Raw genomic sequence first — 16,489 nt, 5'->3', positions numbered from 1 at the left:
CCCCACACTGTCCCCATGACGGTCACCACCCGACCCGCCACCTCCTTCGACGACGTCCGCACGATGGTCGGACCCAAGCGGCCCGACGCGAACGTCTGCTGGTGCCTGAGCTACCGGCTCACGTCGTCGACGGAGAACCGCGAGCTCGTCGGCCCCGCCCGCGGCGAACGCGTCCGCGCCCTGATGGCCGAGGGTCCACCCGGTGTGCTCGCCTACGACGCCGACGAGGTCGTCGGCTGGGCCGCCGTCCACCCCCGCCGCGACACGTCCTTCGCCCGCAGCCGCACCATCCCCCACGTCGACGACCTCGACGTCTGGTCGATCTGGTGCATCCGCGTCCGCCCCGGCCACCGCGGCCAAGGCATCTCCCACGCGCTGCTCGCCGGAGCCGTCGACCTCGCCCGCGAAGCCGGAGCCCCCGCCGTCGAGGGCTACCCCGTCGACAACGCAGGCGCCAGGGTCGACCAGACCATGGCCTACGTCGGCACCAAGGCAGTGTTCGAGGCCGCCGGCTTCACCCAGGCCGCCACCACGACCTCCAGGCTCGCCGGCCACCCGCGCGTGCTCATCCGCCTCGACCTGACCTGACTGCTACTGCACCAGACCCTCGGACTTCAGCCAGTCCCGCGCGACGATGGCCGGGTCCTGGCCCTCGACGTCGACCTTGGCGTTCAGCTCGAGCATGACGTCGTTGGTCAGCTTCGGGAGCACCTGGGGCGAAGATCTCCTGCACCTCCGGGTGCTCCTCCAGGAAGTCCGTGCGGGCGACGAAGCTGAGGTTGTAGAGCGGGAAGAACTCCTTGTCGTCCTCGAGCACCCGCAGCTTCAGGCCCGGAATGCGGCCGTCGGTCGTGAACACCTCGCCGAAGTTGCAGGTGCCGCGCGCGGTCGCCGTGTAGATGACGCCTGTGTCGAGGTTCGTCACCTTCCCGAGGTCGGACTCGGTGAGCCCGTACGTCTTCAGCATCGGGACGAAGCCGTCGTCGCGCTTGGCGAACTCGCTCTCGACGCAGAACGTGCGCTGGTCCTTCGGCAGGTCCTTCAGCTGCGAGAGCTTGGTGATGCCGAGCTCCTCGCCCTTCTTCTCGTTGATCGCGAACGCGTACGTGTTGTTCATGGGGGCGTAGGGCAGCCAGGTCAGCCCGTTCTTCAGGTCGGCGTCGTAGACGGCCTCGTACTGCTGCTCCTCGCCCTTCACCGGCTTCTGGTTGCCGAGGTAGTTGATCCAGCCGGTGCCGGTGTACTCCGGGGAGATGTCGACGCGGCCGTCCAGCAGCGCCTGGCGGACGCCGAAGCTGCCGGGCGTGTTGCTGAGGTTCGTGACGTCGGCACCGGCCACGCTCAGCACCGTCGACATCATGTTGCCGAGCACGAGCTGCTCGGTGAAGTCCTTCGCCGCCACGGTGACCGGGACGCCCTCGAGCGACTTCACCGGCTTGATGGTGCCGGGCTCGGCACCCAGCACCGCGCCCGACGCCGACTGCAGGCCGCACCCGGCCAGCCCCAGGCAGGCCAGGGCGGCGACGGACGTGACGAGCTTCTTGCGCAGGTGACCTCGCACGTCAGCCCACTCCCTTCGGGGCGGCGGCGATCTCCACGAGACGCGCCAGCCAGTCGATGAACAGGGCCAGGGCTGCGACGAGGATCGCGCCGACCACGAGCACGACGTCCTGCTGCAGCTTGATGCCGGTGGTGATGAGGTCGCCGAGACCGCCACCACCAGTGAACGACGCCAGGGCCGCGGTGCCGACGATCAGCACCAGGGCGGTGCGGACGCCGGCGACGATGACGCGCAGCGCCAGCGGCAGCTCGACGCGCACGAGGGTGCCACCCGCCGAGACGCCCATCCCGCGCGACGCCTCGACCAGACGCTGGTCGACGCCGTCAAGACCGGTGACCGTGTTGGCCACGATCGGCAGGATGCCGTACACCGCGAGGGCGACGATCGCTCCCGTGGCGCCCACGTCGAAGAACACGGCGCCGAGGGCGATGAGGCCGATCGCCGGGGCGGCCTGCCCGAAGCCGGCGACGGTGATGATCGGCTTGGAGAAGCGTCGCATCGGACCACGCGTCAGGGCGATGCCGAGCGGGATCGCGACCAGGCAGGTCAGGATCGTCGCCACGACGCTGATGAACAGGTGCTGGCCGGTGAGGTCGAGCAGGTTGCCGACCGTCAGCGAGCGGCGCTCGACGTCGGTGACGTCCGCCGTGTTCACGTAGACCAGGCAGCCGACGACCGCGGCCACGACGACGAGCGGCTGGCCGATCCAGCGACCGATGCCCGGACGGTCGACGGTGACGGTCGGGGTCGCCGCCTCGCCCGCCGGGGCTGCGGTGGTGGCGCTCACGGCTGCACCGGGTCGGCGTCCGCGGCGCTGCTGCTGAGCTGCTGCATCGCCTGCATGATCGTCTCGACGCGGATGACGCCCTGGTAGACGTTGCGCCGACCCGTGACCACGACGACGCCGTGCGACGACGTGAGCATCTCGTCGAGCGCGTCGTTGAGGGTCGAGGCGGAGCTGACGGTCTCGAGCTCCAGGTCGCGCGACACGCGGTCCAGCGCACCGCCCCGCTCGAGGTCGCGGACGGAGACCCACCGCTGCGGTCGCTCCTGCGCATCGAGGACGATCACCCAGTCGCGACCCTTGGCGCGGGCGTCCTGCGCCGCCGCGGCCGGGTCGCCGCCGATGTGCGCGACGGCCGCCTCGTGCAGCTCGACGTCACGCACGCGGGTCAGCGTCAGCTGCTTGAGGGCGGCGCCGTGGCCGACGAAGCCCTCGACGAACTCGTTCGCGGGCGACGTCAGGATGGCCTCGGGCGTGTCGTACTGGACGATCCGCGAGCCGACGTCGAGGATCGCGATCCGGTCGCCGAGCTTCACCGCCTCGTCGAAGTCGTGCGTGACGAACACGATCGTCTTGCGCAGCTCCTCCTGCAGGCGGAGCAGCTCGTCCTGCAGCCGCTGGCGGGTGATGGGGTCGACGGCGCCGAACGGCTCGTCCATCAGCAGGACCGGCGGGTCGGCCGCCAGGGCCCGGGCCACACCGACCCGCTGCTGCTGGCCGCCGGACAGCTCCCTGGGGTAGCGGTCGCGGTACTGCTCGGGGTCGAGGTTCACGAGGTCGAGCAGCTCGTCGACGCGCGCGGCGACGCGGTCCTTCTTCCAGCCGAGCAGCCGCGGCACGATCGCGATGTTCTCGGCGACCGTGTAGTGCGGGAACAGCCCGGCACCCTGGATGACGTAGCCGATGCGGCGGCGCAGCTGGTCGGCGTCCTGGTCGGTGACGTCCTCGTCGCCGATGTAGATGCGACCGCTGGTCGGCTCGATCAGCCGGTTGATCATCTTCATCGTCGTGGTCTTGCCGCAGCCCGACGGGCCGACGAGCATGACGATCTCGCCGGCGGGGATCTCCAGCGTGACGTCGTCGACCGCCGCGCCGGACTGGCCCGAGTACTTCTTGGTGACGTTCTCGAGCAGGATGCGCTGCCCGTGCGACTGCTGCCCGGAGGCAGTGGTGGTCGTGGTGGTCTCAGACACGGATGCCCCTGGAGGTCGTGGCTCGGGTGAGCAGGTTGAGGACGAGGTCGAGCACCACGGCGAGGAGGATGATCCCGACCGTGCCCGCGACGATGGAGTACGTGGCGTTGGCGCCGCCGGTGCGCGAGATCCCCGAGAAGATGTAGCCGCCGAGGCCGGGCCCCAGCACATAGGCCGCGATCGCGGCGATGCCCATGAGCATCTGGCCCGAGACGCGGACGCCGGTCATGATGACCGGCCACGCGAGCGGCAGCTCCAGCCGTACGAGCGTGGCCATCCGCCCCATGCCCATGCCGCGCGCCGACTCCACGAGCGCCTGGTCGACACCGGTGAGACCGACGATCACGTTGCGCAGGATCGGCAGGAACCCGAAGAAGACGAGGGCGATGACCGAGGGCAGCACCCCGATGCCGACGACACCGACCAGCAGGCCGAGCAGCGCGTACGACGGGAGCGTCAGGCCGACGGACGACAGCGCCTGCGCCGCGGCGGTGCCCCAGCGGGACCGGTAGGCCAGCACGCCGAGCACGATCGCGAGCAACGTGGCCGCGGCCAGCGTCTGCACGACCAGGCTCAGGTGCTGGTAGGCCAGGAACGACAGGACCGACCATCGTTCGTGGACGAAGTCGAGGAAGCCCACACGTCACCTCTCGTCAGGACGGTGACGCAGGCAGGAGCCGTCGTCCACCGTCGCGGGTGCCTCGACGGTAACGAACCTGGCCGAAGGTGCAACTGCGCGTGACGGCGTCGCTGCGACGCGTGACGGGTCAGGCGGGGGTGGCGACCTCGAGGATGCGGCTGAGGAGGCCGCCGACGAACTTGGGGCTGTCGTCGGTGGAGAGCTCTGCCGCGAGCTCGACGGCCTCGCTGACGGCGACCGGTCCGGGCACGTCGTCGACGTAGACGATCTCGAGGACGGCGACGCGCAGGAGGTTGCGGTCGACACCCGGCATGCGGTCCAGCGTCCAGCCGCGCGAGTGCTCGGCGATGAGGCCGTCGATGTGCTGCTGGTGCTCCACGACACCCTCGACCAGCCGCACCGTGTAGGGGTTGACCGGCGGGTCGTTGGTCTCGCGCCGCGCCGCGAGGGTCCCGCCCAGGGGCAGCCCCTGGAGCTCGGACTCGAAGAGGATGTCGAGGGCGCGCTTGCGGTACTTGGTGCGCGCGCCCATCAGGCCTTCACGCGGCCGAGGTAGTTGCCGTCGCGGGTGTCGACCTTGACCTTCTCGCCGGTGGTGACGAACAGCGGCACCTGGATCTCGCGACCGGTCTCCAGGCGCGCGGGCTTGGTGCCGCCGCTGGAGCGGTCGCCCTGCAGGCCCGGGTCGGTGTGCTCGATGAGCAGCTCGACCGAGAGCGGCAGCTCGACGTAGAGCACGCGGCCCTCGTTGGTGGCCACGGTGGCCTCCTGGTTCTCCAGGAGGAAGTCGGGCGCGCTGCCCATGGCCTCCGGCGCGATCTCGAGCTGGTCGTACGTCTGCACGTCCATGAACACGTAGTTCGTGCCGTCGTTGTAGAGGTACTGCATGTCGCGCTTGTCGACGGTGGCCGTCTCGACCTTGGTTCCGGCGTTGAAGGTCTTGTCGACGACCTTGCCCGACTCGACGTTCTTCATCTTGGTGCGCACGAAGGCGGGACCCTTGCCCGGCTTGACGTGCTGGAACTCGATGACGGTCCAGAGCTGGCCGTCGATGTTCAGCACCATGCCGTTCTTCAGGTCGTTCGTGGTGGCCATCAGGCGATCTCCAGGAGCTCGGTGGTCAGGTCGGTCAGCACCTCGGGGGTGCCCGTGGCGGCCGGCGTGACGAGGACGGTGTCTTCGATGCGCACTCCCCCGCGGCCCGGGACGTAGATGCCCGGTTCCATGGTGAGGACGGTGCGACGCTCCAGTGTACCGACGTGCGCCGCGGCGATGAACGGGTCCTCGTGGATCTGCAGGCCGACGCCGTGGCCCAGGCCGGTGGTGAAGTGCTCGAGCCACCCGGCCTCGTCGAGGACGCCCCGCGCGACGGCGTCCGCCTCGGCCACGGGACGACCCTCGCGCAACGCGTCGACACCGGCGGCCTGGGACGCACGCACCGCGGCGTGGACCTCGCGCTGCCAGGCGTCGGCCGCGCCGAGCACGACGGTGCGCGTGCAATCGGCGTGGTAGCCGGCGACCCTGGCGCCGAAGTCGGTCTTGAGCAGGTCGCCGGGCTCCAGCACCCGGTCGGTCGGGTGGTGGTGCGGCACGGCGGCGTTCGGGCCCGAGGCGAGGATGGTCTCGAAGGCGACGGCCTCGGCGCCGAGCTCGAGCATGCGCCACTCGAGGTCGCGGGCGACGTCGCGCTCGGTCCGCCCCACCAGCGGACCAGCCCAGAGCGCCTCCAGCGCGGCCGCAGAGATCCGGCAGGCCTCACGCAGCGCCGCCACCTCCACGTCGTCCTTCGTCTCGCGCGCCCGCTCGACCACCCGGTCGGCGGCGACGAGCCCGACCCCGGGCGCGGCGTCACGCAGCGTCGCGTGGGCGTCGACGCTCAGCGTGTGCGTCTCGACGGCCCACGCTCCCCCGACGTCGGCGAGCCGCGGACCCGCGACGCCGAGGAGGTCACGCGTGATGGTGTGCTCGAGCCCGGGCACCTCCGCCACGGCCTGGTCGCGGTAGCGGCCGTCGGTGAGGAACACGCCACTGCCGTCGGCGCGCAGCACGAGGGCGCCGTTGGAGCCCGTGAACCCGGTGAGGTACCGGACGTTGACCAGCGTCGTCACGACCAGGCCGGCCCGACCGGCGTCGGCGAGCGACGCACCCACGCGCTCGCGGCGACGCTGCAGCGTCTGCGCGTCCGGCGCCAGGGTCGTGCTCATCGGGCGGCGTCCGGCGACGACGAGGGCGCGGCGAGGGCCGCGAACGAGTCGCGCAGCGTCTCCTCGTCGGGGCCGGCGAGGATCGTCGTGCGTCCGAGGTCCTCGAGCACCACGAACCGCAGCTGGTCGCCGCGCGTCTTCTTGTCCAGACGCATCGCAGCGAGCAGCGGGGAGAACGCGCCCGCCCACGTGGTCGGCAGCGACAGCGACGACAGGACGTCGCGGTGACGCTGCACGAGGTCGGCGTCGATGAGCCCGTGCCGGTGCGCCAGCTCCGCCACGTACACCATGCCGACGCTGATCGCCTCGCCGTGGCGCACCGTGTACCGCTCCTCGCGCTCGATCGCGTGACCCAGCGTGTGCCCGTAGTTCAGCGCCTCGCGGCCGATCGAGTCGTCGTCCCCGGCACCCCCGCCGGCGCCTTTCGCCGCCCAGGGCCCGGCACCCCCGCCGGTCTCCCGCAGGTCGCCGGCGACGGTCTGCGCCTTCACCCGGATCCCCTTGGCCACCAGCTCGGCGAGGATCGCCGACGTCGGGTCGAGGACGGCTCCCGTGCCGACACCCTCGATCAGCTCCAGGATCGACGGGTCGGCGATGAAGCCGCACTTGACCACCTCGGCGAGCCCGCTGCGCAGCTCCGCGGACGGCAGGTCGACCAGCAGGTCGAGGTCGCAGAGGACCCCGACGGGCTCGTGGAACGCTCCGACGAGGTTCTTGCCGGAGGCGGTGTTGATGCCCGTCTTCCCACCGACCGCCGCGTCGACCATGCCCAGCACCGTGGTGGAGACGTTGACGAACCGGACGCCACGCAACCAGCTCGCGGCCACGAAGCCGGCCAGGTCGGTGGTCGCCCCGCCGCCGAACCCGACCACGACGTCGGAGCGGGTGAAGCCGGTGCGCCCGAGGACGTCCCAGCAGTACTGCAGGACCTCGGCGTTCTTCGCCGCCTCGCCGTCGGGCACCTCGAGCAGGTGCACGTCGAGCGCGCGCGTCGCCTGCTCGCGCAGCAGGGTCGACCGGAGCCGGGCGGCGCGCTCGCGCAGCACCGTCGGGTGCACGATCGCGACCCGACGCACGTCGTCCCCGACGAGCGACGCGAGCTGGTCGCTCACGCCGGAGCCGACGAGGACGTCGTACGGGGCGGACGTCTCGACCCGGATGCGGACGGTCATGGGGTGGCGTTCTCCTGGATCAGCTGGTGGATGCGGGCGGCGACGTCGTCGGCGCTGAGGTCGTCGGTGACCACGGTGTACGTGGCGAGGTCCTCGTAGACCGGGCGGCGCGCGTCCAGCAGCGCCTTCATCGTCGCGCGGACGTTCCCGAGGAGCAGCGGCCCGGTTCGTGCCGAGTCCGACGCGCTGCGCCGCGGCGGACAGGCTGACGTCGAGGAAGACGACGCGCTGCTCCCGCAGGAGCTGCTGGGTGCCCCGGTGGAGGACCGCGCCGCCGCCCAGTGCCAGCACGCCGCCGTGCTCCTGCAGCGCGGTCGCGACCGCGACGGCCTCGAGCTCACGGAAGTGCGCCTCGCCGTGCTCGACGAAGAGGTCCTGCACGCTGGCGCCCGTCGTGCGCTCGACGTCGACGTCGGTGTCGCGCACCGTCGTGCCGAGCCGGTCGGCCAGGCGGTGCGCCACCGTCGTCTTGCCGGCGCCCGGTGCACCGACGAGCACGACGACCGGCGTCACCGGTACCTCAGGTGCTCGCGGTACGCCTCGACGTTGCGCCGGACCTCCTCGACGGAGTCGCCGCCGAACTTCTCGGTGATCGCGTCGGCGACGACCAGCGCGACCATCGCCTCGGCGACGATGCCCGCCGCGGGCACGGCGCACACGTCGGAGCGCTGGTGGTGGGCGCGGGTCTCCTCGCCGGTGCTGACGTCGACGGTGCGCAGGGCGCGCGGGACGGTCGCGATGGGCTTCATCGCGGCGCGCACACGCAGCAGCTCGCCGGTCGTCATGCCGCCCTCGGTGCCGCCGGAGCGGCCGGAGACGCGGCGGATGCCCTCGTCGGTCGGGACGATCTCGTCGTGCGCGAGCGAGCCGCGGGTCCGGGCCAGCTCGAAGCCGTCGCCGACCTCGACGCCCTTGATGGCCTGGATGCCCATGAGCGCCGCCGCGAGCCGCGCGTCGAGACGCCGGTCCCAGTGGGTGTACGAGCCGAGCCCGGGCGGCAGGCCCTCGACGACGACCTCGACGACGCCGCCGAGCGTGTCGCCGTCCTTGTGGGCGGCGTCGACCTCGGCCACCATGGCCGCGCTCGTGGCGGCGTCGAAGCAGCGCACCGGGTCGGCGTCGAGCGCCTCGACGTCGGAGTACCGGGGCACGAGCCCGGCAGGCGCGGACACGGTGCCGAGCTCGACGACGTGCGACAGGACCGTCGCGCCCGTCGTCTGCTCGACGAACTTGGCCGCCACCTCGCCGAGCGCGACGCGGGCGGCGGTCTCACGGGCGCTGGCCCGCTCGAGGACGGGTCGGGCCTCGTCGAAGCCGTACTTCTGCATGCCGGCGAGATCGGCGTGGCCCGGACGCGGACGCGTGAGCGGGGCGCCGCGCTTCAGACCCTCCAGCACCTCGGGGTCGACCGGGTCGGCAGCCATGACCTGCTCCCACTTGGGCCACTCGCTGTTGCCGATCCGCAGGGCGACGGGGCTGCCCATCGACACCCCGTGCCGCAGGCCGCCGATGACCTCGAGCTCGTCGGCCTCGAAGCTCATGCGGGCGCCGCGGCCGTAGCCGAGGCGACGACGCGCCAGCGCGTCCTGGACGTCCTTGCTGGTCACGTGCACACCGGCAGGAAGTCCCTCGAGGATCGCGACGAGCGCAGGTCCGTGGGACTCACCGGCAGTCAGCCATCGAAGCATGGGGGTCATTGTGTCAGGAACCGTCGTGCCGGGACCGAGCCGCCCGCCCGGACGGGACGCCCGGCCGGGCCGTGCCATGATGAGGCGCCCCCTCCCTGGGGGCTCGGACGAGGCTGCCGTACCCGACCAGCGCAAAGACGGCAGGTCAGGAGCCCGTCATGTCGTGGATCGTGCTCGTGGGGTCCGGCGTCCTCGAGGCGGTGTGGGCCACGGCCCTCGGCCGCTCGGAGGGTCTCAGCCGGCTCGCGCCCACCGTCGTGTTCGCCGTCGCCCTCGTGACCAGCATGGTCGGCCTGGCGTGGGCCATGCGCGAGCTGCCGACCGGCACCGCCTACGCGGTGTGGGTCGGCATCGGCGCGACCCTCACCGCTGCGTGGGCGATGGCACAGGGCGAGGAGCCGTTGTCCGTCGCCCGGGTGCTGTGCCTGCTGGCGGTCGTCGGCGGGATCGTCGGGCTCAAGCTGACCCACTGAACCGCGACCTCCGACGGTCCCCGGCGCGAGCGGTCAGCCGTGCAGCAGCACCGCGAGCGGGGGTCCGAGGAACGCGCCGAGCACGAGGTAGGGGCCGAAGGCGAACGGGTCGCGGCGTCCGATGCGGCCCGTCCGGTACAGCACGACGCCCGCGACGGCACCGACGAGGAACCCCGCGTAGGTGCCGTAGAGCGTCGCGCTCGGACCGACCGCGCCGAGGAGCAGACCGACGAGGGCGGCGAGCCGGACGTCGCCGAAGCCGAAGGGCTGGCGGACCCAGCGACCCAGGGCGTACACGGCGCGGAACACCGCGAAGACGACGACGTTGCCGAGGAGTCCCTTCAGCAGGATGCCGAGGTCACCGGCCAGGAGGGCCGCGAACGCGACGAGCAGGATGCACACGGCGTGCAGCGGCAGCGTGAGGAGGTAGGGCAGCAGGCGCGTGCGCAGGTCGACCCACGCCAACCAGCTGCCTGCGCCGGCGAACGCGGCCCACGCCGGCAGCAGCCACGGCTCGTCCAGCCCGGTCGCGACCACGAGGAGCAGCAGCACCGACGTCAGCGCCAGCCCCGCTGCGAGGTGTGGACGGCGGGCGAGCTCGACGTACGGCACCTTGGGCGGCTCGTCCGGGTCGTCCTCGGGGTGCGGGGCGGGCTCGGGCAGGCGGGCGATCGCGACGGGGCCGAGGGCCCCCAGGATCCCGGCCGCCAGGGCGGCAGCCACGACGTACGCGATGTCCACGCCCGCAGACTATGCGCTCGCCAGGGCCTCCAGCGCGGCCCTGCGCACGACGTCGACGTCGACCGACGCACCCGTCATGAGGCGCAGCTGGAGGACGGCCTGGTGCGCGAGGAGGTCCAGACCGGTGACGACCGGGCGGCCGGCCGCCCTGGCTGCGACGCTCAGACGCGTCGGCCAGGGGTCGTAGACGACGTCGAAGACCGCCGCCGCGTCGGCCGCCCAGGCGTCGGCCCGCTCCCCCGCCACGGACTCCGGGACGGTGGGAGACCAGCAGGTCGACCGGACCGGTCGGCGACGTCGAGGCGTCGAGCACGCGGGCCTCCAGGCCGGCGGCGTGGACCGCCGCCACCGTCTCCTCGGCGCGGCCCACGTCGCGCACGACGAGCTCGACCAGACCGGCTCCCAGACCCGCCACGGCGTGCGCGACCGACGCGGCCGTCGCGCCCGCGCCCAGGACGCGGACGACCGGCACGTCGACCACGCCGGCCTCCGACAGCGCGGCGCGCGCGCCCGGGACGTCGGTGTTGTCGGCGCGCACGTGGCGGCCGCGCGGTCCCTGCTCGATGAGCAGCGTGTTCGCCCCGCCGGCGGCACGGGCGACGTCGGTGACGCTGTCGGCGAGGTCGAGCGCGTCGCGCTTGTGCGGTGCGGTGACCGCCAGGGCCCGCCACGACGGGTCGAGGGCGTCGACGTGCGCCGGCAGCTCGCCAGGAGCGACGTCGACGGCCTCGAAGGTCCAGTCGAGGCCGAGCACCGCGTACGCGGCCCGGTGCATCGTCGGCGACAACGAGTGCGTCACGGGGTGGCCGACGACGGCACAGCGGCGGCCGGAGCCGTGGTCAGCCACCGCAGGAGCCGGCGCCGTACACCTTCTGGCAGTCGGCGGTGTGCTTCGCGAAGCTCGTGTTGAAGATGGTGACGCCCTGCTTGTCGGCGAAGAAGTACAGCCAGTCGCCCTGCGCGGGGTTCAGCGCCGCCTCGATGGTCTTCTCCCCGGGCGAGCCGATCGGTCCGGGCGGGAGGCCGGTGTTCTGGTACGTGTTGTACTCCGACGGGTTGGCACGCTCCTCGGGCGTCGTCCAGACGTCGCCCTCGCGCTTGCTCACGTACGACACGGTCGAGTCGAGCTGCAAGGGCATGCCGTCGGCGATGCGGTTGTAGAGCACCCGCGCGACCTTGGGGTAGTCCTCGTCGCGGGCGGCCTCGTACTCGAGGATGCTCGCGACCGTCAGCACGTCCTCCTTGGAGAGCCCGAGCGCCCGCGCCCGGGTGTCGATGTCGAGGTCGTTCTCGACGTCGAGGGTCTTCTTGACCATCTGCTGCAACAGCTCCAGCGCCGTGGTCCCGGGCTCGACCGTGTAGGTCGCCGGGTAGAGGTAGCCCTCGGGGTTGCCGTTCGCCTCCGGCGGCAGCCCGAGCTCGCTCGGGTCGTCGAGGACCTTCGTCACGTCGGCCTCGCGGATCTGCGACCCGGCGGCGATCGCCTTGACGATCTGCCCGACCCGGGAGCCCTCGGGGATGACGACGCGCCCCTCGACGCGGTTCGACGTGTCGGTCAGGCCGTCGAGGGCAGCCGCGGCCGACATCTTGCGGCGCAGCTGGTAGAAGCCGGGCTGGATCGTCGAGAACCGGTCGTCGTTGAGCGAGAGCTGGTAGAAGGCCTCGGCGGTCTTGACGACGTCCTGCTTGGCCAGGATGCGGGCCATGGCCTGCCCGTCCGCGCCCGACGGGATCTCCACGACGACCTCGCCGCTGCCCCGCCCCGTGTAGTCCTGCGGACCGTTCAGGTAGGTGCCGGCCTTGTCCCAGACGACCTTGCCGCCGAAGACGATGCCGCCGACGAGCGCGAGCACGAGGATGATGCGTCCCCAGCGCGGACCTCGCCGGGGGGCGCGTCGGCCTCCGGGGCGGGTCGCGCGACGGTCGTCCGCCTCGCTGCCGAGGATGTCGAGTCCGCTGTCGCTCACGTAGACCTCAGATCGTCTCGCCCGGGGCGCTGCCACGGGTCCGTTCGGTGTCCAGGGCGGTCTGCAGGATCACCGCGGCCGCGGTCTGGTCGATCACCTGACGTCGTTTCCGTCCTGGTCGCCCGCCCTCGCGGAGCAGGCTGTCGGCAGTCATCGTAGACATGCGCTCGTCGAACAGCCGGACAACCCGCGGATCCACGGCCTCGCGCAGACCCTTCGCGAAGCCCCGCACCTTGACCGCGGCGGGCCCCTCGCGACCGTTCAGCGAGACGGGCAGGCCGACGACCAGCTCGAGCGCGTCGACCTCCTCCGCCAGTGCCGCCAGGCGGGCGACGGCGTCGCGGCCGGCCGCCACCGTCTCGAGCGGCGTCGCGACCAGGCCGTCGGGATCGCACACGGCGACGCCGATGCGCACGTCGCCGACGTCGACCCCGAGCCTGCGGCCCCGCCTCAACGACCCCGCCTCATCGACCCCGCCTCATCGACCCCGCCTCATCGACCTGTCCTCATGCAGCCGCCGTCATCGTCCGACCGCCGCCCGGACGGCGTCGTGCACGGCGGCGAAGGCTGCGTCGATGCCGCCGACGTCGGTGCCGCCGCCCTGCGCGACGTCGGGCTTGCCGCCGCCCTTGCCGCCGATCCGCTCCCCGACCACGCCGACGAGGGCGTTGGCCGCGAGACCGCGCTCCTGCGCGGCGGGCGTGACCGCCACGACCACGGAGGGACGGTCGTTCGCGGTGCCGACCACGACGACGACGGCAGCGCGGTCCTGCAGCCGGCCCCGCACGTCGAGCGCGAGGCTGCGCACGTCGCCGCCGCCGACGCCCTCGGCGCGGTGGGTCACGACCGCGACGCCGTCGACGTCGACGGCCGCACCGGCGACGTCGCCGGCCGCACCCTGCAGCTGGGCCGCCTTGAGCTTCTCGAGCTCCTTCTCGGTGGCCTTGAGCCGGGTGAGGAGGTCGTTGACCCGGGTCGGGACCTCGTCGGGACGTGCCTTGAGCACGTCGGTGAGCTGGAGCACGAGGTCGCGCTCCTTCGCGAGGTAGGCGAAGCCCTCGAGGCCGGTGAGCGCCTCGATGCGCCGGTTGCCGGCGCCGACGGACCCGTCCGACGTGACGACGACGGTGCCGATCTGGCTGGACCGGTCGACGTGGGTGCCACCGCACAGCTCGCGCGACCAGGGCCCGCCGATCTCGACGACGCGCACCTCCTCGCCGTACGTCTCGCCGAAGAGTGCGAGCGCGCCCCACTCCCGCGCCTCGGGCAGCGTCATGTACTGCGCCGAGACGGGCAGGTCCTCGCGCAGCGCGCGGTTCGACACGTGCTCGACGTCGTGCAGCTGCTCGGGCGAGAGCGCGCCGCTCCAGCCGAAGTCGAGGCGCAGGTAGCCGGGGCGGTTGTACGAGCCCGACTGGAGCGCCGTGGGGCCGAGCACCTCGCGCAGCGCCGCGTGCACGACGTGCGTGCCGGAGTGCGCCTGCCGCGCCCCGAGACGCCACTCGGGGTCGACATCGGCGGAGAGCTGCTCGTCGACGACCAGCTCGCCCTCCAGCACGCGCACCTGGTGCACGACCAGGCCCTTGATGGGGCGCTGGACGTCGAGCACCTCGGCGGTGCCGCCACCGTGGCCGGACCACGTGAGGGTGCCGGCGTCGGCGTTCTGACCACCGGACTCGGCGTAGAACGGCGTGCGGTCGAGCACGACCTCGCCGATGCTGCCCGCCGTGAGGGCGGGGACGGCCTCGCCCTGGCTCAGCAGCGCCAGGACCCTCGACTCCGTCGAGAGCGTCGTGTACGCCTGCCAGTCCGTCGGACCGTTCGCGTCGAGCGCGGCCCGGTAGGCGTGGGTGTCGGCGTGGACGCCCTTCTTGGCCTTCGCGTCGGCCTTGGCGCGCGCCTTCTGCTCGGCCATGAGGGCGCGGAAGCCGTCGGCGTCGACGCTGAGTCCCTGCTCCTGCGCCATCTCCAGCGTGAGGTCGATCGGGAAGCCGTAGGTGTCGTGCAGGGTGAACGCGGCCTCGCCGGACAGTCCCGTGCCGCCGTCGGCCTTCACCTTCTGCGCCGCGACGTCGAAGATCTGCGTGCCCTTGCCGAGGGTGGAGCGGAAGGCGTCCTCCTCGGCGTACGCGACCTGCTCGATGCGCGCGAAGTCGGCCTCGAGCTCGGGGTAGGAGGCCTTCATGCGCTCCTTGCTGACCGGCAGCAGCTCGGGCAGCGCCGGGTCCTCGAAGCCCAGCAGCCGCATCGAGCGGACGGCGCGACGCAGCAGGCGACGCAGCACGTAGCCGCGCGCCTCGTTGCCGGGCGTGACGCCATCGCCCATGAGCATGAGGCCCGAGCGGACGTGGTCGGCGACCACGCGGAAGCGCACGTCGTCGTCGTGGTTCGCGCCGTACCGACGACCGGTGAGCTCCGAGGCCCGCTCGATGACCGGGAACACCTCGTCGATCTCGTAGAGGTTCTGCTTGCCCTGCAGCAGGTAGGCGACGCGCTCCAGGCCCATGCCGGTGTCGATGTTCTGGCTGGGCAGCGGGCCGACGACGTCGAACTGGTCCTTGGCGCGGACGTTGGTGATCTCCTCCTGCATGAACACGAGGTTCCAGATCTCGAGGAAGCGGTCCTCGTCGACGACGGGGCCGCCGTCGGGGCCGTACTCCGGTCCGCGGTCGATGTAGATCTCGCTGCAGGGTCCGCCGGGGCCGGGGACGCCCATGTGCCAGTAGTTGTCGTTGAGGTCGCGGTCCTGGATCCGCTCGTCGGGCAGGCCGGCGACGGAGCGCCACAGCTCGCGCGACTCGTGGTCGCCCTCCAGGACGGTGACCCAGACCGAGTCGGCGTCGAACCCGAGCCCGCCGTCGTCGACGTGACCGGTCACGAGCCGCCACGCGTGCGTGATGGCACCTTCCTTGAAGTACTGGCCGAAGCTGAAGTTGCCGTTCATCTGGAAGAACGTGCCGTGCCGCGTGGTCTTGCCGACTTCCTCGATGTCGAGGGTGCGGACACACTTCTGCACGCTGGTGGCGGTGCCGTAGGGCGGCGTCTCCTGACCGAGGAAGTACGGCTTGAACGGCACCATGCCCGCGTTCACGAAGAGCAGGTTGGGGTCCTCGAGCAGCAGCGGCGCCGACGGCACGACGGTGTGTCCGGCGGCCTCGAAGTGGGCGAGGAAGCGGCGCCGGATCTCTGCGGTCTGCATCAGGGGTGGTCTCTCTCGTCGGGGAGGTCGGGGGCTGCGTCGTCGAGCGGTGCGGCGTCGAGCGGTGCGATGCTCGCGGCGTGGCCGAGGGGCTCGGGATGGGGGTCGTCGGCGGCGAGCTCGCGGGCGAACCGGTGCTCGGCCGTGGCCATGCCGTCACGGACCTCGTCGGCGAAGGCCCGCACGCCCGTGCCGAGCGCGGCGGCCTGGTCGATGAGTCCGGGCATCGACATGCGGTAGGCGGCGCGGCGTGCCTTGACGCTCGCGTAGACGCCGGCGGCGGAGCCGGCGACGAACCAGATCAGTCGGGGGTTCATCGCTCCCCCAGCCACTGGTCGGCAGGCGCGGTCGGCAGTGCCGACGCGTGCGCGGCACGGGCGGCACGACGTCCGGCACGGAGCCGCTCGCGGCGACGTCCGCGGTACTCGCGCCGCACGAGGGCGCTGATCCGGTCACGGCTCTCGGGACGCAGCGCGTGCGCAAACCCTTCGGCGACGACGGCGAGCCGTACCTGCGGTCGGCTCAGCGTGGCGGCCACGACCTGGTCCTGCGTGGGCGGGACGACGACGCGGCCCTCCACGACCCGGGGCGCGAGCGCGCCGGACCGCTCCGAGGCGGGCAGGTCCGTCCGCGGCGCGCGGGGGCGCTCCACGCGCACGAGCTCGCCGGGGACGACGGACCCGGCGACGTCCTCGTGCACGGGCTCGAGCGGCGGGGCCGGCGGCGCGGCGAGCACGGCGGGCACGGGACCGCGGGCGACCCGACGGGCGGCGAGGACCGCCACGACGGCAGCGACCACGGTCACGACCGCGAGCACCGCGGTGGCGACCAGGACGACGACGTCGGAGGGCATGGTGTCGAGGTTAC

18 protein-coding genes, 2 pseudogenes and 1 riboswitch are annotated in these 16,489 nt (G+C 72.4%); of the genes and pseudogenes, 2 read left to right on the top strand and 18 right to left on the bottom strand.

Annotation, left to right across the window (positions count from 1 at the left end; genetic code table 11):
* Positions 1 to 15: 15 nt before the first annotated feature.
* Complete coding sequence (locus QE370_RS12910; protein ID WP_309634590.1) at positions 16 to 588, top strand: GNAT family N-acetyltransferase; 573 nt, start codon at positions 16 to 18, stop codon at positions 586 to 588.
* 3 nt (positions 589 to 591) lie between these two features.
* On the opposite strand, the gene QE370_RS18220 is transcribed toward QE370_RS12910, so the two are convergent.
* The 10 genes and pseudogenes from QE370_RS18220 to aroC all read right to left on the bottom strand — a co-directional run bounded on the left by QE370_RS18220 (position 592) and on the right by aroC (position 9,242).
* Complete coding sequence (locus tag QE370_RS18220) at positions 592 to 684, bottom strand: glycine betaine ABC transporter substrate-binding protein (protein WP_396127834.1); 93 nt, start codon at positions 682 to 684, stop codon at positions 592 to 594.
* Positions 685 to 772: 88 nt separating this feature from the next.
* A pseudogene (locus QE370_RS18215) lies at positions 773 to 1,357 on the bottom strand (glycine betaine ABC transporter substrate-binding protein); the annotation flags it as partial.
* A gap of 205 nt (positions 1,358 to 1,562) precedes the next feature.
* A complete protein-coding gene (locus tag QE370_RS12900) occupies positions 1,563 to 2,348 on the bottom strand; it encodes an ABC transporter permease (protein ID WP_309634588.1) in 786 nt (261 codons plus the stop codon).
* The gene (locus tag QE370_RS12895) at positions 2,345 to 3,538 is read right to left on the bottom strand and encodes a betaine/proline/choline family ABC transporter ATP-binding protein (protein ID WP_309634587.1); all 1,194 of its coding nucleotides are present in this window, start codon (positions 3,536 to 3,538) and stop codon (positions 2,345 to 2,347) included. Before QE370_RS12895 ends, QE370_RS12900 begins: the two co-directional genes overlap by 4 nt.
* On the bottom strand, positions 3,531 to 4,178 hold the full coding sequence (locus tag QE370_RS12890) for an ABC transporter permease (RefSeq protein ID WP_309634586.1): 648 nt from the start codon (positions 4,176 to 4,178) through the stop codon (positions 3,531 to 3,533). Before QE370_RS12890 ends, QE370_RS12895 begins: the two co-directional genes overlap by 8 nt.
* 127 nt (positions 4,179 to 4,305) lie before the next feature.
* Entirely contained in the window at positions 4,306 to 4,710 is a 405-nt protein-coding gene (gene nusB, locus QE370_RS12885; RefSeq protein ID WP_309634585.1) for a transcription antitermination factor NusB, read from the bottom strand.
* The gene (efp, locus tag QE370_RS12880) at positions 4,710 to 5,273 is read right to left on the bottom strand and encodes an elongation factor P (protein ID WP_067857844.1); all 564 of its coding nucleotides are present in this window, start codon (positions 5,271 to 5,273) and stop codon (positions 4,710 to 4,712) included. The genes nusB and efp overlap by 1 nt, the downstream gene beginning before the upstream one ends.
* Positions 5,273 to 6,382: a Xaa-Pro peptidase family protein gene (locus QE370_RS12875; protein WP_309634584.1), complete on the bottom strand. Its 1,110-nt coding sequence runs from the start codon at positions 6,380 to 6,382 to the stop codon at positions 5,273 to 5,275. The genes efp and QE370_RS12875 overlap by 1 nt, the downstream gene beginning before the upstream one ends.
* Positions 6,379 to 8,067, bottom strand: a complete 1,689-nt coding sequence (locus QE370_RS12870) for a bifunctional shikimate kinase/3-dehydroquinate synthase (protein ID WP_309634583.1) — start codon at positions 8,065 to 8,067, stop codon at positions 6,379 to 6,381. Before QE370_RS12870 ends, QE370_RS12875 begins: the two co-directional genes overlap by 4 nt.
* Positions 8,064 to 9,242, bottom strand: a complete 1,179-nt coding sequence (aroC, locus tag QE370_RS12865) for a chorismate synthase (RefSeq protein WP_309634582.1) — start codon at positions 9,240 to 9,242, stop codon at positions 8,064 to 8,066. The genes QE370_RS12870 and aroC overlap by 4 nt, the downstream gene beginning before the upstream one ends.
* An 82-nt stretch (positions 9,243 to 9,324) precedes the next feature.
* Positions 9,325 to 9,389: riboswitch (guanidine-III (ykkC-III) riboswitch) on the top strand.
* An 11-nt stretch (positions 9,390 to 9,400) separates the two neighbouring features.
* Here aroC and QE370_RS12860 point away from each other — a divergent pair.
* A complete protein-coding gene (locus QE370_RS12860; RefSeq protein WP_309634581.1) occupies positions 9,401 to 9,715 on the top strand; it encodes an SMR family transporter in 315 nt (104 codons plus the stop codon).
* A gap of 33 nt (positions 9,716 to 9,748) precedes the next feature.
* Here the strand turns inward: QE370_RS12860 and QE370_RS12855 are convergent, their stop codons facing one another.
* The 8 genes and pseudogenes from QE370_RS12855 to QE370_RS12820 all read right to left on the bottom strand — a co-directional run bounded on the left by QE370_RS12855 (position 9,749) and on the right by QE370_RS12820 (position 16,475).
* The gene (locus QE370_RS12855) at positions 9,749 to 10,456 is read right to left on the bottom strand and encodes a prepilin peptidase (RefSeq protein WP_309634580.1); all 708 of its coding nucleotides are present in this window, start codon (positions 10,454 to 10,456) and stop codon (positions 9,749 to 9,751) included.
* A 9-nt stretch (positions 10,457 to 10,465) separates the two neighbouring features.
* Positions 10,466 to 10,702, bottom strand: a complete 237-nt coding sequence (locus tag QE370_RS12850; protein WP_309634579.1) for a hypothetical protein — start codon at positions 10,700 to 10,702, stop codon at positions 10,466 to 10,468.
* A 382-nt stretch (positions 10,703 to 11,084) separates the two neighbouring features.
* Positions 11,085 to 11,231: pseudogene (locus tag QE370_RS12845) on the bottom strand (shikimate dehydrogenase); the annotation flags it as partial.
* Positions 11,232 to 11,295: 64 nt separating this feature from the next.
* Complete coding sequence (gene mltG, locus QE370_RS12840) at positions 11,296 to 12,423, bottom strand: endolytic transglycosylase MltG (RefSeq protein WP_309634578.1); 1,128 nt, start codon at positions 12,421 to 12,423, stop codon at positions 11,296 to 11,298.
* 7 nt (positions 12,424 to 12,430) lie between these two features.
* Positions 12,431 to 12,877: a Holliday junction resolvase RuvX gene (gene ruvX, locus QE370_RS12835; RefSeq protein WP_253027204.1), complete on the bottom strand. Its 447-nt coding sequence runs from the start codon at positions 12,875 to 12,877 to the stop codon at positions 12,431 to 12,433.
* Positions 12,878 to 12,943: 66 nt separating this feature from the next.
* The gene (gene alaS / locus QE370_RS12830; protein ID WP_309634577.1) at positions 12,944 to 15,622 is read right to left on the bottom strand and encodes an alanine--tRNA ligase; all 2,679 of its coding nucleotides are present in this window, start codon (positions 15,620 to 15,622) and stop codon (positions 12,944 to 12,946) included.
* Entirely contained in the window at positions 15,622 to 15,939 is a 318-nt protein-coding gene (locus QE370_RS12825; RefSeq protein WP_253027202.1) for a DUF6167 family protein, read from the bottom strand. Before QE370_RS12825 ends, alaS begins: the two co-directional genes overlap by 1 nt.
* Complete coding sequence (locus QE370_RS12820; protein ID WP_309634576.1) at positions 15,936 to 16,475, bottom strand: hypothetical protein; 540 nt, start codon at positions 16,473 to 16,475, stop codon at positions 15,936 to 15,938. Before QE370_RS12820 ends, QE370_RS12825 begins: the two co-directional genes overlap by 4 nt.
* Positions 16,476 to 16,489 lie beyond the last annotated feature (14 nt).

It is taken from the genome of Aeromicrobium sp. SORGH_AS_0981, from assembly GCF_031453195.1.
In the GTDB taxonomy this organism is placed as follows: domain Bacteria; phylum Actinomycetota; class Actinomycetes; order Propionibacteriales; family Nocardioidaceae; genus Aeromicrobium.
This window is presented reverse-complemented; position numbering and strand designations above follow the sequence as displayed.

What these genes read in the sequence shown, in the direction of transcription:
- QE370_RS12910 (WP_309634590.1), top strand. Translation starts at nt 16, where the DNA reads ATGACGGTCACCACCCGACCCGCCACCTCCTTCGACGACGTCCGCACG.
- QE370_RS18220 (WP_396127834.1), bottom strand. Translation starts at nt 684, where the DNA reads ATGCTCGAGCTGAACGCCAAGGTCGACGTCGAGGGCCAGGACCCGGCC.
- nusB (WP_309634585.1), bottom strand. Translation starts at nt 4,710, where the DNA reads ATGGGCGCGCGCACCAAGTACCGCAAGCGCGCCCTCGACATCCTCTTC.
- efp (WP_067857844.1), bottom strand. Translation starts at nt 5,273, where the DNA reads ATGGCCACCACGAACGACCTGAAGAACGGCATGGTGCTGAACATCGAC.
- QE370_RS12875 (WP_309634584.1), bottom strand. Translation starts at nt 6,382, where the DNA reads ATGAGCACGACCCTGGCGCCGGACGCGCAGACGCTGCAGCGTCGCCGC.
- aroC (WP_309634582.1), bottom strand. Translation starts at nt 9,242, where the DNA reads ATGCTTCGATGGCTGACTGCCGGTGAGTCCCACGGACCTGCGCTCGTC.
- QE370_RS12860 (WP_309634581.1), top strand. Translation starts at nt 9,401, where the DNA reads ATGTCGTGGATCGTGCTCGTGGGGTCCGGCGTCCTCGAGGCGGTGTGG.
- alaS (WP_309634577.1), bottom strand. Translation starts at nt 15,622, where the DNA reads ATGCAGACCGCAGAGATCCGGCGCCGCTTCCTCGCCCACTTCGAGGCC.
- QE370_RS12825 (WP_253027202.1), bottom strand. Translation starts at nt 15,939, where the DNA reads ATGAACCCCCGACTGATCTGGTTCGTCGCCGGCTCCGCCGCCGGCGTC.
- QE370_RS12820 (WP_309634576.1), bottom strand. Translation starts at nt 16,475, where the DNA reads ATGCCCTCCGACGTCGTCGTCCTGGTCGCCACCGCGGTGCTCGCGGTC.